Source organism: Flavobacterium notoginsengisoli, from assembly GCF_014207905.1.
Lineage (GTDB): Bacteria > Bacteroidota > Bacteroidia > Flavobacteriales > Flavobacteriaceae > Flavobacterium > Flavobacterium notoginsengisoli_A.
This window is the reverse complement of sequence record NZ_JACHLB010000006.1, coordinates 61,116-75,715: the sequence shown is the minus strand read 5'-3', so window position 1 is coordinate 75,715 and position 14,600 is coordinate 61,116. Positions and strand designations below refer to the sequence as shown.

The 14,600-nt window shown below is 33.4% G+C and carries 12 protein-coding genes; 6 read left to right on the top strand and 6 right to left on the bottom strand.

Annotation, left to right across the window (positions count from 1 at the left end; translation table 11 throughout):
* Position 1: 1 nt before the first annotated feature.
* The 5 genes from HNP35_RS17575 (at position 2) to HNP35_RS17555 (ending at position 8,083) form a co-directional block, all read left to right on the top strand.
* Positions 2 to 1,519 carry a SusD/RagB family nutrient-binding outer membrane lipoprotein gene (locus tag HNP35_RS17575; protein ID WP_184165600.1) on the top strand — a complete coding sequence of 506 codons (1,518 nt, stop codon included), beginning with the start codon at positions 2 to 4 and terminating at the stop codon, positions 1,517 to 1,519.
* A gap of 244 nt (positions 1,520 to 1,763) precedes the next feature.
* Complete coding sequence (locus tag HNP35_RS17570; protein WP_184165603.1) at positions 1,764 to 4,952, top strand: SusC/RagA family TonB-linked outer membrane protein; 3,189 nt, start codon at positions 1,764 to 1,766, stop codon at positions 4,950 to 4,952.
* A 4-nt stretch (positions 4,953 to 4,956) separates the two neighbouring features.
* On the top strand, positions 4,957 to 6,402 hold the full coding sequence (locus HNP35_RS17565) for a RagB/SusD family nutrient uptake outer membrane protein (RefSeq protein WP_184165606.1): 1,446 nt from the start codon (positions 4,957 to 4,959) through the stop codon (positions 6,400 to 6,402).
* A gap of 90 nt (positions 6,403 to 6,492) precedes the next feature.
* Positions 6,493 to 7,227, top strand: a complete 735-nt coding sequence (gene rlmB, locus HNP35_RS17560; protein ID WP_184165609.1) for a 23S rRNA (guanosine(2251)-2'-O)-methyltransferase RlmB — start codon at positions 6,493 to 6,495, stop codon at positions 7,225 to 7,227.
* A 49-nt stretch (positions 7,228 to 7,276) separates the two neighbouring features.
* Positions 7,277 to 8,083, top strand: a complete 807-nt coding sequence (locus tag HNP35_RS17555) for a DUF2490 domain-containing protein (protein ID WP_184165612.1) — start codon at positions 7,277 to 7,279, stop codon at positions 8,081 to 8,083.
* Between the two features lies 1 nt (position 8,084).
* Here the strand turns inward: HNP35_RS17555 and HNP35_RS17550 are convergent, their stop codons facing one another.
* Together HNP35_RS17550 and HNP35_RS17545 are read right to left on the bottom strand one after the other, a co-directional pair.
* Positions 8,085 to 8,594, bottom strand: coding sequence for a hypothetical protein (locus HNP35_RS17550; RefSeq protein ID WP_184165614.1), 510 nt, complete (start codon positions 8,592 to 8,594; stop codon positions 8,085 to 8,087).
* A 63-nt stretch (positions 8,595 to 8,657) separates the two neighbouring features.
* Positions 8,658 to 9,419, bottom strand: a complete 762-nt coding sequence (locus HNP35_RS17545) for a rhomboid family intramembrane serine protease (RefSeq protein ID WP_184165617.1) — start codon at positions 9,417 to 9,419, stop codon at positions 8,658 to 8,660.
* A 169-nt stretch (positions 9,420 to 9,588) separates the two neighbouring features.
* On the opposite strand from HNP35_RS17545, the gene HNP35_RS17540 reads away from it, so the two are divergent.
* Positions 9,589 to 10,866 (top strand): replication-associated recombination protein A, encoded by a 1,278-nt coding sequence (locus HNP35_RS17540; protein ID WP_184165619.1) that lies wholly within the window; start codon positions 9,589 to 9,591, stop codon positions 10,864 to 10,866.
* Positions 10,867 to 10,881: 15 nt separating this feature from the next.
* On the opposite strand, the gene HNP35_RS17535 is transcribed toward HNP35_RS17540, so the two are convergent.
* The 4 genes from HNP35_RS17535 to HNP35_RS17520 all read right to left on the bottom strand — a co-directional run bounded on the left by HNP35_RS17535 (position 10,882) and on the right by HNP35_RS17520 (position 14,570).
* Positions 10,882 to 11,661: a hypothetical protein gene (locus HNP35_RS17535; RefSeq protein ID WP_184165801.1), complete on the bottom strand. Its 780-nt coding sequence runs from the start codon at positions 11,659 to 11,661 to the stop codon at positions 10,882 to 10,884.
* Between the two features lie 2 nt (positions 11,662 to 11,663).
* Positions 11,664 to 12,350, bottom strand: coding sequence for a YjjG family noncanonical pyrimidine nucleotidase (locus HNP35_RS17530; protein WP_184165622.1), 687 nt, complete (start codon positions 12,348 to 12,350; stop codon positions 11,664 to 11,666).
* Between the two features lie 3 nt (positions 12,351 to 12,353).
* Positions 12,354 to 13,043, bottom strand: a complete 690-nt coding sequence (radC, locus tag HNP35_RS17525) for a RadC family protein (protein ID WP_184165625.1) — start codon at positions 13,041 to 13,043, stop codon at positions 12,354 to 12,356.
* Positions 13,044 to 13,214: 171 nt separating this feature from the next.
* Positions 13,215 to 14,570: a UDP-N-acetylmuramate--L-alanine ligase gene (locus HNP35_RS17520; protein ID WP_184165628.1), complete on the bottom strand. Its 1,356-nt coding sequence runs from the start codon at positions 14,568 to 14,570 to the stop codon at positions 13,215 to 13,217.
* Positions 14,571 to 14,600 lie beyond the last annotated feature (30 nt).

The window sequence follows — 14,600 nt, the reverse complement described above, 5'->3', positions numbered from 1 at the left end:
AATGAAAAAGATATTTTTATCAATAGCAACACTGGCATTCTTGACTCTATCGAGTTGTGTTAGTGACAACGAAAACTTTAATGATGATATCAAAAAGTCATATGACGTTTCTGCAGAATCATTATTATCAAATGCACAGAAAGAATTAACTGATCAGTTAACTACACCAAGTGTTAATAATAATCCTTTACGTTATTACGTTCAATATTGGGCAGCTACATTATATACTGCTGAGTCAAGATATAATTTAACAACAAGAACTATTCCTGATACACATTGGACGAAATTATACCAAGATGTTTTGGGGAACTTACAAACTTCTCAACAAGTTTTAGAAGCTCAAACAAAACCTAGTGATGTAGCAGATGCTGATTGGCAAAAGCAACAAAAAAACAAAGTTGCTATTCTTGAAATTTTAAGAGTATATACTTATCAGATTTTAGTAGATACTTTTGGAGACGTTCCTTACTCAGAATCTTTACAAAATCCAAAAATCATTTTACCAAAATATGATGATGATGCGGCAATTTATCCTTTATTAATTACTCGTCTTAATGCTGCTATTGCTCAACTTGATGCAACTGGTAAAAGTTTTGACACAGGAGACCTTATATATAAAGGTGATGTTGCAAGCTGGAAAATATTTGCAAACTCTGTAAAATTAAAATTAGGAACTAATATTGCCGACAAAGACGCTGCATTGGCAAAAACAACAATCGAATCTGCTTACAGTGCCGGAGTTCTTTTGAACAATGCTAACAATGCATTATTGAAATATGCTTCTTTTGCGCCAAACTACAACCCTGTTTTTGATAACCTTGTTGCTAGCCAAAGAAATGATAACGTTCCTGCAACTACATTAGTAAATCAAATGAATGATTTATCAGATCCTAGAAGACCTATTTTCTTCACACCAATGGCAGATGGAACATATGTAGGAGGAGTACCTGGAGGACGTAATTCACTTCCTTACGAAACTACATACTCTCACGTTGGAGATGTAATCAAAAAACCAGACGCTGCTGGAGTATTACTAGAAGCGTTTGAGGTAAACTTCTACTTAGCAGAAGCTGCAGCTAGAGGATTCAATGTTGGTAACACAGCAGAACACTACTATAATGATGCTATCACAAAATCATGTGAATTTTGGGGAGTTTCAGCAGCAGATATCGCTTCATACTTAGCTAATCCAAAAGTTGCTTACGCAACAGCTGCTACTACTCCAATTTCTGGAACTGCAGGAACTGGAACTGGTACTTGGCAAGAAAAAATTGGTTACCAAGAATGGATCGCTTTATACAACAGAAGTTTCCAATCTTGGACGGCTTTCAGAAGATTAGATTTCCCTAAATTAACTTCACACCCAAGTTCTGTTCAAGCTGCAGAAGGAAAAGTTCCTGTAAGATGGACTTACCCAACAGCAGAACAAACAGTTAACGGAACTAACTGGACAAATGCTTCTCAAGCAATTGGAGGAGATAAATTAACAGTTCCTGTATTTTGGGACACAAAACTTTAATATCTTAGATTATCTAAATAATTTAAATTCAAAACCGTCGGCAAAACCGGCGGTTTTTTTATTTTAAGAGTAATTAGTATTAATAATAAAATAACTAAATTAGAATTACAGAATTGTGATTTATATAGCAAAATAGGCTGTAAATGTTAAATTAACATATTGAGAAAGTAAAAAAAATACTTTTATGTTAGGAAGATTAACAATTAATTAAGATTTTTGCGATACTAATTCAAAATAATTAAAAATGAAACTAAAGTTCAATGGACTGTTAGTACTACTTTTAGTACTAGTAGCGCAATTATCTTTTGCGCAAGAAAGAATTGTTTCGGGAATTGTTTCTGATAATACTGGAATGCCAATACCTGGTGTTAGTGTATTAGTTAAAGGAACAAAAACAGGAACTCAAACAGATTTTGACGGAAAGTATTCGATTAAGGCTACTCCAACTCAAACTCTAGTTTTCACTTACATTGGAATGAAAGCAAAAGAAGAGTCTGCTGCTTCTACAACAGTTAACACAAAACTGGTTGGAGATGCATTAGAACTTGAAGGAGTTGTAGTAGTTGCATTTGGTACTCAGAAAAAATCTGAGATCACTGGAGCAGTTACAAAAATTGACGCCAAAGCACTTGAAAATGCACAAGCATCGAATGCAATCCAATCTTTAACTGGTAAAGTTGCGGGTGTGCAAATTAGTGCAAACTCAGGACAGCCAGGAGATCCTCCTCAAGTAAGATTTAGAGGTATTGGATCATTATCATCTTCTAACGCACCTTTATATGTTGTTGATGGTATTCCTTACAATGGAGATATTAATGCAATTGCTACTCAAGATATCGAATCGATCAGTTTCTTGAAAGATGCATCTTCTAATGCATTATATGGTAGCCGTGGAGCAAACGGGGTTATCATTGTTACTACTAAAAAAGGTAAAAAAGGACAATTAAGAGTTACTTACGAAACAAAAATCGGGGTTAACTCAAGAGCAGTTCCTGAATACGACATGATTAAAGATCCAGGAGAGTACTACGAAACTGTTTATGGAAGAATCAAAAGCGGTTTAATGTACCAAGGACAAACAGCTGCTAATGCATCTACTATCGCTGCTAATACATTAATTAGTGGAGATTCTTACTCTTTAGGATACAACAACTATAATGTTGCAGACAATCAAGTAATCAACCCAGCAACTGGAAAACTTAATCCAAATGCAAAATTATTATACCATGATGATTGGGCTAATGCATTATTTAGAGATGCTACAAGAACAGAGCACTTCTTAAGCTTATCAAGCAGCACTGACAATTTAAGTTCTTACTTATCTGTTGGATACTTAAAAGATAATGGTTACACTGTTAATTCAGATTTTAAACGTGCAACTGTTAGAGCAAATGTTGATTACAACATTAATAGCAAAATTAAAGTTGGAGCTAACTTAAACTATGCTAATTCAGATCAAAATGCACCAATCTCTCAAGTAAGTTCTTCAACATATAGTAACTTATTTAGCTGGGCAAGAAACATTGCTCCTATCTATACTATCTATGAAAGAGATGCAGCTGGTAATTATGTAACAAATGCTGACGGAAGCAGAGTTTACGACTTTAACAAAAGTGGAAATCGTCCTTATGGTGCAAACTTAAACCCATATGCGACTACTTTATTAAACACAAATTTAAATCAAGAAAATAAATTTGGAGCTAGAGGATATGTTTCTATTGACTTCTTAAAAGATTTCAATTTCAGATATAACCTTGGATACGATTTAATGTCAGGATACTACTTAAACAGTACTACTGGAGAAGGTGGAGATGACATGGGAGTAAATGGTAGAATTGGTACTGCATCTGAAGATGATTACACTATCACTAACCAACAATTATTATCTTGGAAAAAATCTATAGGTAATCACAACATTGATATCCTTGTAGGTCATGAGTCTTCTGACTTTACATCAAAAATGTTAGCAGGTCAAAAAAGTGGAGTTGTAATCCCTGGTTTACCTGTATTAAGTAATGCTACTAAATATAACTATGTAGATGGTTATAATGACTTATACAATGTTGAAGGATACTTCTCAAGAGCAAACTACAGCTACAAAGACAAATATTTTGTTAATGCAAGTTTCAGAAGAGATGGATCTTCAGTATTCCACCCAGATAACAGATGGGGTAACTTCTACGGTTTTGGAGCTGCATGGTCTGTAGCAAAAGAATCTTTCTTCCCACAATCTAAAGTTGTAACAGACTTAAGAATTAAAGGAAGTTATGGAGAGCAAGGAAATGATAACATTTTCTATCCTGCAAGTACAGTAATCAACCACCGTAGCTATTTCGGTTCTGGAAGAAACTACTATGCTTACCAAAATCAATACGAAATTGTTCCAGATGCTGACGGAAACGCAACAGTTCTTCAAGTATTTACTGGAAACAAAGACATCAAATGGGAGGTTTCTAAAAACATGAACGTTGGATTCGAAATCGAATTATTCAACAGAGTGAACATCGAAGCTGAATATTTCGAAAGAAAAGTAAGTGATTTGATCTACAACAAACCACTTTCTCCTTCTACAGGAACAAACTTCGTTAGTGAAAACATCGGAGATATGGCTAACAAAGGAATCGAGGTTAACTTAGGTATTGATGTTGTTAAAACTCAAGATTTTGACTTCAATATTTGGGCAAATGCAACTCACTACAAAAATGAAGTAACTTCATTACCAAGTCCATTTACATCTGGTATCTTCCGTTTCCAAGTAGGAGCTCCAGCTTATGCTTTCTACCTAAGAGAATTTGCAGGTGTTGATAAAACAAATGGAGATGCTTTATGGTACATGGATGTAAAAGATGCTTCAGGAGCAGTAACAGGTAAAACAACTACTAACGTTTACGGAAATGCAACTCAGTACTTAAGCGACAAAGATGCAAACCCAGATGTTTACGGAGGTTTTGGAACTGTTGTTCGTTACAAAAAGTTAACTTTACAAGCGAGTCTTGCTTACCAATTTGGAGGATATATGTATGATGGAGTTTACGCTAGTGCAATGTACTCTGGAGGAGACAACATCGGACAAAACTACCATAAAGACACACAAAAAGCTTGGACTGTAGATAATCCAAATTCTGATATTCCTAGAATTGATCACGTTTCTACTTTACAAATGGCAACATCTGATTATTTCTTAACAAAATCAGATTACATCAGTATCCAAGACGTTTCTTTATCTTACGATTTTACAAACAGTAAACTTACAGATCTTGGAATTTCTTCTACTAAATTTAGTGTAATGGGAACTAATTTAGCATTATGGTCAGAAAGAAAAGGTATGGACCCAAGATTGAATAACTTAGGTACTAGATCAAACAACGGTCAATCTTTAAATGTATATGGAGTAATGAGAACGATCTCATTTGGTTTAACAGTAAATTTCTAAGAACATGAAAAAATTATTAATTATAACAATGTCCTTGTTGGTACTTACAAGCTGTGAAAAAGATTTTCTTGACACACAGCCTGAATCAACAATCAATGACGAACAACTAGGAACATCTGCAGAAGCTAATAAAGCGATTATCGCAGGTATCTATTCTGCTCTAAGATCTTACGGTTTATCTATTCCAGGTAGCCACGAAGATTACGGTCACAAGTCTATTCTTGTTGCTACTGATATGATGTCTAACGACATGTTAATGACTAAATCTAGCTGGTATGGATCTTTCTATAACTATTTAGGAAGAACACAAACTAACTCAAGATCAAAATTAGCTTGGAGTATCTATTACCCACAAATCAAAACTGCAAACACAGTTATTAATGCTATTCCTTCTGACACAGACGATGCTAGTTTAAAAGCATTAAAAGGTCAAGCTTTAGCTTTAAGAGGTTATTTCTACTTTATGTTAGCTCGTATGTACGGACCAACTTATGTAGGAAATGAATCAAAATTATGTGTTCCTTTATATACAGATGTATCTTTAGAAGGTAAAGGAAGAGCTACAGTTGCTGAAGTTTACACTGTAATTGAGAAAGATTTAGTAGAATCAATTGAATTACTTGAAGGCTTTACACGTGCAAACAAAGATGGTTTAGACCAATCTGTAGCACAAGCTTTTTTAGCTGATGTTTACTTAGAAGAAGGTAAATATGCTCAAGCTGCAACTTTTGCACACGAAGCAAGACAAGGTTATACTTTACTTAGTGAAGCAGATTGGAACAACGGATTCTATGATATTTCTACAGGTGGAGAAACAATGTGGGGAGCAACAATTACATCTGCTCAAAGTACATTCGTAGCAAGTTTCTTTGGTCATTTTGATAACACAAATGACTCAGGATATGCTGGAGGTTTACAGATCTTCAAAAATATCGACGTACGTCTTTACAACAGTATTCCTGCAACTGATTACAGAAAAAAAGCATTCGTACCTGCGGGTGGAAACCCTCTTTACCCAGCTTTACCTCAGTATGCTAATACTAAATTTAGAGACCCTACAATCGATTCTGGAGATTATATCTACCTAAGATCTGCTTCTTTATACTATATCGAGGCTGAAGGTTTAGCAAGATCAGGAAACGAAGCAGCTGCTAAACAAGTTTTATATGATATAACAGTTACAAGAAACCCTGCTTACACATTATCTACTAACTCTGGTTCTGCTTTGATCAATGAAATCATTCTTCAAAAAAGAATCGAATTATGGGGAGAAGGATATGCTTGGTTTGACATGAAACGTTTAGGTGTTGGTCTTACAAGAGATTATGTTGGTTCTAACCACGTTGCATTTGGAAAATTCAACTACGCAGCAGGATCTAACAACTTCATCTTCCAAGTTCCACAAGCTGAAATTGATGCTAACCCATTAATTGTACAAAGTCCACTATAATCTTTTAAGATTTAGTTACACTTATATTTTAAACCGCTCTGTTCATTCAGAGCGGTTTTTTTATAGAAACATATTACCTATATTTGTTGCATGGAAAAAGAACATCAAATATTTGGCATTAGAGCCATTATAGAAGCAATTCAAGCAGGAAAAGAAGTCGATAAAGTCTTCATACAAAAAGAAATTTCAAGTGAGTTAATGAAAGACTTAATGAAGGTTATGAAACGTGCCAACATTAACTTTTCTTATGTTCCTGTAGAAAAACTAAATCGTCTTACTCCAAATAATCACCAAGGTGCGGTAGCGACCATCTCTCCTATTGGATTTATTGATTTAGAACATTTAGTAGAATCAACAATTGAATCAGGAAAGAAACCTTTATTTTTAATCTTAGACCAGATTTCTGATGCTAGAAATTTTGGGGCTATAATTAGAACTGCAGAATGTACTGGTGTAAATGGTATTATTATTCAAAAAGCGGGTTCAGCACCTGTAAATGGGGATACAGTTAAAACTTCAGCCGGAGCTGTATTTAATGTGCCTATTTGTAAAGTAGAACATATTAAAGATGCTATTTTCTATTTACAAGGTTCTGGAATTAAAACGGTAGCTGCGACGGAGAAAACAGATCAAAATATTTATGATGTTTCTTTAGCAGACCCAGTTGCTATAATTATGGGTTCAGAAGATCGAGGAATAAACCCTTCAGTCTTGAAAATAGTAGATGAAAAAGCCAAACTACCAATGTTTGGTTCTATAGGATCTTTAAATGTTTCTGTTGCCTGCGGTGCATTTTTATACGAAACTGTTCGTCAAAGAAGTTAATTTATATTGAGAATTAAGATTAGAATGAATAATTAAAAAAACTTAATTAATGCTTTCAAAATCTAATCCAAAACAAATAATAATCTTTTTAGTCCATTGTCTGTTTGTGATCTTATCAATTGCAAACAGCTACGGACAAAATACTACTTATGGTCAGTTTTGGAATGAAATTCAGTTTAATCAAACTTTAAGTGAAAAATGGTCAACAGAAGTAGACCTAGCCACAACTTACAGCAGTACAGAATCATCATCCAATATATTTGACCACACTATACAAAGGTCTTTAAGAGGCTGGGCGCATTATTACTACTCGCCTAGATGGAAATTTTCTACATTTTTAGCCTATTTCAACAATAGAGATGTTCCAGAAATAGGACAATTTGAATCTCCTGAATGGCGATTTGCTCTTCAAGGCATTTATTATTTTCATAAAACTGGCTATACATTAAGCACAAGAATGCGTACCGAATTTCGTCATATGAAGAATCAAGATGATGAGTATGAAAATGTATTTCGCTATCGCCAACAAGTAAAATATTTACAACCCATTAATAGTAAAGTCTTAAGAAGTGGTGTTATATACGCAGTCGCTTCAGATGAAATATACCTAAAATCTGGCGCAAAAGTTACTGGAGAAAGTTTCTTTGATCGAAATAGATTTAATATAGGAGCTGGATACTTATTTTCAGATGACATTCAAGTAGAACTTACTTATTGCAATGAATTTTTACCGCGAAATAATGGTAATCAAATAACAAATGCAGCTTCTTTAACTCTCAGCTTCAACAATCTACTAAGAAATCTACAAAAGAAAATTGCGAACAGACATAATCACGAAATAAAAGAAGACGAATAATCTACTTTTCCTCTTCCTCCTTCAAAAAACATTGTAACTGTTCTTTTATCGCATTTTTATGAAGTTTAAAATTGTAACTTCTCACAAACTCTGTCCCTTCCATATTAATCTCAGCAGTGACAGCTTCATAGTTTGAAAAAGCATTAATATCTTTGTCATCTATCAAATACAGAACCTGCATAATCGAATCATTTCTGCGATATTGCGTATCGTAATGTGCCAATTTATAAGTGTTGTTATCTGCAAGATGAATAATTAAATCATCTTTTATCTTTTTTCCCGTTTTTTTATCAGGGAATGGCGTTGGCTGCAATGCTACAAAGTAATGTTCCTTGTCAGTAATAATATTAATTTTTAATGACTTCGATTTAGTCGTATAAAATACAGCCGGTTCAAAATAATACAACATACTTCCATCTGCCTGTACTCTATTTTTAATTTCACATTGGGCATTAATTGTATTATTAAAAACAAAATACAAGAACAAAACCAAAATCTTTATTTTATTCATAACCCTAGAAATTAAATTGTTACATTATCAAATTTACTGATTTTATCTCAAAAAAACATTAAACTAAATTTCATCTTCAGTTTCTGGTTTTCTTGTCACGATATAATTTACTAAATGACTTGATGAAAAATAATCAACTTGATCTTCTTCTTCCTCTCTTGAAATATTTACAAAATTCCCGTCTTCATCAAAATGTTTCATAAAAGGATCGGTACTCGGATCAAAATCTGGTCTTTGCCAATCGTAAACAATCGGTTTTGCATATTCGGGCGCTTTATAAAACAAAGTTAAAACAAAACCCGTTATAAGTCCCGCCAAATGACCTTCCCAAGAAATGGACTGATCTACATCTGGAAAAACATACCAAATCATTCCGCCATAAAGTAAAATCACCGTCAACGATAAAGCAACTAAACGATAATAACGTGTTTGAATTCCTTTAAAAAAGATAAAACTTACGAGAACGTAAATTAATCCGCTAGCGCCAATATGAAAATTTTCTCTTCCAACAATCCAAGTAATTAATCCCGAGAATAATATTCCATACCCTATAACTCCAAAAGTTTGTTTAGGATAGAAAAATTGCATCGCTGCCAGCAATATCAAAAGCGGAATACTATTATTGTATAAATGATCTAAATTTTCATGAATGAAGGGACTAAATAAAACTCCACGCAGTCCTTGAAAATCTCTTGGGTAAATTCCATATCTGTAAAAGTCGAAATCAAATCGAATCTGAAGCCAATAAACAAACCACAAAAAAAGCACAAAAAACAAAGGCAGTCCAATAACTGCATTTGAGAATTTAAAATTACTATCGCTCATACTTTTATAAATAATATTGGAAAGAACTCAAAAAACTATCCAAAAAAATTTTACTGATAATTTGTCAGAAAAAATAGAATTGTCTCAGATTATAACAATCCTTCACAACATCAATCGTTTTAACTTTTTAGTGAATGAAATTTACATCTTAAAACAGTAATTTTGTAGAATGGAAGCACCTTTAGCAGAGCGTATTCGTCCGCAAAAATTAGAAGATTATATAAGCCAGTTACATTTAGTTGGCCCAACTGGTTCTTTAACACAACAAATTTCGAAAGGAATAATTCCTTCTCTAATCTTTTGGGGACCGCCTGGAACTGGAAAAACAACACTTGCTCAAATTATTGCACAAGAATCTAAAAGGCCATTTTATGTTTTAAGTGCGATTAATTCTGGAGTAAAAGATATTCGTGATGTTATTGAAAAAGCAAAACAAAGTGGAGGTCTATTTACTGCCAAAAATCCAATTCTCTTTATTGATGAGATTCATAGATTTAGTAAATCTCAACAAGATTCACTTTTAGCCGCTGTCGAAAAAGGATGGATTACATTAGTTGGAGCTACGACAGAAAATCCGAGTTTTGAGGTTATTCCTGCATTATTGTCACGTTGTCAAGTTTACATTTTAAATGCATTTACTAAAGCCGATTTAGAAGCTCTTCTAGAACGCGCCATGAGAACTGACACTTATTTATTATCTAAAAAAATAGATTTAAAAGAAACAGAAGCCTTATTGCGTATTTCTGGAGGCGATGGACGAAAATTGCTAAATGTTTTCGAACTTGTAGTCAATGCTTCTGAAGGAGATCAAATAACAATAACCAATGACCGCGTTTTAGAACTTGTTCAACAAAATACTGTTTTGTATGATAAAACAGGAGAACAGCATTACGATATTGTTTCTGCCTTTATAAAATCCATTAGAGGAAGTGATCCAAATGGAGCTGTTTATTGGCTAGCTAGAATGATTGAAGGAGGTGAAGATGTAAAATTTATTGCTCGAAGAATGTTAATTCTCTCAAGCGAAGATATTGGAAATGCCAATCCGACGGCTTTTATTATGGCCAATAATACTTTTCAGGCTGTAACTACAATTGGATATCCAGAAAGTCGAATTATTTTAAGTCAATGTGCTATTTATTTAGCTACATCTCCAAAAAGTAATGCCTCTTACATGGCAATTGGAAATGCACAGCAATTGGTCAAACAAACTGGAGATTTACCAGTGCCAATTCATTTAAGAAATGCACCGACAAAATTGATGAAAGAATTAGGATACGGAGATGAATATAAATATTCGCACGATTATGCCAATAATTTCGCAGAACAAGAATTCTTGCCTGACGCTATAAAAGAAACGGTTCTTTACAATCCAGGAAGCAATTCTAGAGAGAACAGCAACCGTGAATTTTTAAAGAACCGTTGGAAAGATAAATACGGCTATTAAGCCGTATTTTATATTTTAGAATTTGACTACAATTTTTTCTGAAACTAATTTGTCATTCTGGTAAGATTCAAAATACCATTGTCCGTCTTCTTTTAAGATTAATGAACCTTGAACATTGTCTTTTATTGCAATATAAACATTAGTTTGAGAAGTTTTAAGAAGCTTCATTACCACTTTAGGTGTTTTATCGATTAACTGATATCCTGATTCCGTTGGCTGTGCGTACAATAAATTTGGATCTTTCAAATCTGGTGACGGAGTAGCAGCAACAACTTGTGTTGTTACAGCAGCAGTAGTAACTGCAGCTGCTGCTGGAGAAACTTTTGCTGCAACTGGAGCCGCTGCACCTTTAGCACTAATAACTGGCGCATTACCGCTATATTTATAATGTAAAGCATAAATAGATTTAAAAGCATTATCAAGACATTCTTTGTAAGCTAATTCAAAATCTTTTTCTTTACTTTTTCCAACTTCAGATGTATAGACAACTTGACCGAAGCAATCTTTAAACTGCACAAAAAGTTTAGTCACCAAAAAGGCATTGTCTCTTACAACATCCATATACAATACCTGACAACGATCTGTGTAACCTTCAGGAAGTTGCTCATTAGCATAAAAACCTACAAAACCAGCTTTTACAAGATTTGATTTGCTTAATGTTGCTAAACGATATTGATTTTCTGTTTTTATAAAATCATATTTCAAAGGTACAATTACAGCTTTGTAATCATTAACAGACTGCGCAAATCCAACAACTGAACATAAGATTGCAGTAAGTAAAAATTTAATTTTCATCATTATAAATATTTTTTTAGTTCTAATAAATGGTTAATTTGTTTATAATCTCCGGAAACATCCAATTTTTTTTCATTAAAATAAATAGCATCTAATCCCGCATTTAGAGCACCAGTAACATCCGCTTCAAAATCGTCGCCAATCATGATACTGTTTTCTTTAGACGTTTTTGCTAAATTGATTGCATAATCAAATATAATACTATTTGGCTTTTTAACACCTGCCAACTCAGAATTTGTAATGGTGCTGAAATAACTTCCTAACGCAGCATTATTGATTTTCTTATCCTGAACGTTAGCAAATCCGTTTGTGATAATATGAAGTCTATATTTTGGTTTCAAATATTCTAAAACTTCAATTGCGCCATCAAAAAGATAATTGTTATCAGTAAGGAATTCAATATAATCATTGGCAATTTCAAAAATATTCTCTTCGGAGATGGCATACTCCAAAGCATCAAAAGAAAGCTTTAGTCTGTTATAACGCAGTTCCTGATGCGTAATTTTATCATTTTGATATAATCGCCAGCATTCCTGATTTATAGGTATGTAAGCTTTAATAAAATCTTCTGTAACAATTTCTTTATATTTTTCTTTAAAGATACGATCAAAAGCCATTTCTGAATTTTTATCGAAATCCCAGAGTGTGTGGTCTAAATCAAAAAAAATGTCTGTAATATTGGTACTCATGTGTTAAAATATTCCTTCATCTACAAAACTATAATATTTTGATTCAGTAATAATCAAATGGTCTAAAACTTTAACATCTAGTTTATTTCCTGCTTCATAAATCTTTTTTGTAATCTGCTTATCAGCTTCACTTGGAATTAGAGATCCAGAAGGATGATTATGACACAAAATCAAGCCAGTAGCATATTTTTCGAATGCCATTTTAAAAATCAGTCTGATATCAACTGTTGTACCTGCAATTCCGCCTTTACTCAACTGCGACTTAAAAATTACATTATTCGAATTATTAAGAAAAAGCACCCAAAATTCTTCATGAGATAATTCTCCAATTAAAGGCTGCATCATTTTAAAAACCATTTTACTTGAAGTTATTTTTACAGTTTCTTCTGCTTTTTCAGATCTTCGTCGTGCACACAATTCAAGTGCAGCCACAATTGTAACAGCTTTTGCCTCTCCTATTCCTTTAAATTTCATTAACTGTGCAATAGATAATTTCGCTAAAGAATTAAGACCTCCAACACTAGCCAAAATACGTTGACTCAATGCAACCGCAGATTCATTACGACTTCCTGAGCCAATTAAAATAGCTAATAATTCGGCATCGCTTAGAACATCTTTTCCTTTATGCATTAATTTTTCGCGAGGTTTATCATCTTCTGACCAGTCTCTTATCGCAAAATGCCCTCCTTCCATACTTATAAAAATTTAGGAAGCGAATATAAATTAAAAAGAAGAAAAATCTTTCAAAAAAAAGAAATATAAAATTAGAAAATGCGTCAATTAGAAAATTTTAAACTAAATACAAAAAAAGCCGATTGTACAAAACAATCGGCTTTTTATCTAATTTTCAAATTGACTAATTTTCTAATTAATCAAACCTTTTACTTCGTCAAAATTCAATCCTCCATAATTTCCAGAACTCATTAATAAAAGTGCAGAATTATCTAAATTTAAGTTGAATAAATATTCTTTAAACTCAGTTGGATTAGTATAAATAATTAAATCTTTTCTATTAAATGCAGTTGCAATCTGTTCGTAAGTTACTTCTTCTAATTGCTTTATTTTTACAGCGTCTGGCGAATAGAATACAACGGCAACGTCAGCATATTCTAAAGCTCCTTCATATTCTTTTAGAAATTCGGCATTAAGACTGCTGTAAGTATGCAATTCTAAACAAGCCACCAAAGTTCTGTTCGGATACTGCTCTTTTACCGCTTTTGTAGTTGCGGCAACCTTACTTGGTGAATGTGCAAAATCTTTGTAAGCTACTTTTCCTTTTCCTTCTGCAATTTTTTCTAAACGTTTAGAAGCGCCTTTAAAACTTGCAATTGCTTCGTAAAAATCTGCTTCATCAACACCCATATTTTGGCAAATCCATTTTGCTCCAGCAAGATTATTTAAGTTATGCGCTCCAAAAACTTCAATTGGCATATCGCCTTCTGGAGTTTTTAATAGAGTTACGCCGTCACTCACAGAATATTCTGGAGTCGAATACGCAATTTTTCTAATCGGATTTGTAGCAGCTTCAGAAACACGTTTTACTTCTGGATCATTTTCGTTATAAACTAGAATTCCGCCGTTTGTAATTTTTTGAATGAAAATTTCAAACTGCTCAACATAGTTTTCATACGTTGGAAAAACATTAATATGATCCCATGCAATTCCTGAAATTAAAGCAATATTGGGTTGGTACAAATGAAATTTCGGACGTCTGTCAATTGGTGAAGACAAATACTCGTCTCCTTCCAAAACCATAAAGTCATTTTCTTCTGTAAGATGCACCATCGTATCGAAGCCTTCTAATTGAGCTCCAACCATATAATCAACCGCAATATTGTGATAATGCATTACATGCAAAATCATCGAAGTAATGGTTGTTTTACCATGAGAACCTCCAATTACAACGCGCGTTTTATTTTTAGACTGCTCGTACAAAAATTCTGGATAAGAATAAATCTTAAGACCTAATTCCTGTGCTTTCAACAATTCAGGATTGTCTGCTTTTGCATGCATTCCCAAAATAATTGCATCAATATCCGAAGTAATTTTCTCTGGAAACCAACCCATTTCTGCCGGAAGAATTCCTTTTTTCTCTAATCTTGATTTTGAAGGTTCAAAAATGGCATCGTCACTTCCTGTAACTTGATATCCTTTATTATGTAATGCTAATGCCAGATTGTGCATTGCGCTTCCGCCAATGGCGATGAAATGTGTTTTCATTTAAAATGTTTAATCGTTAAACTGTTTCAT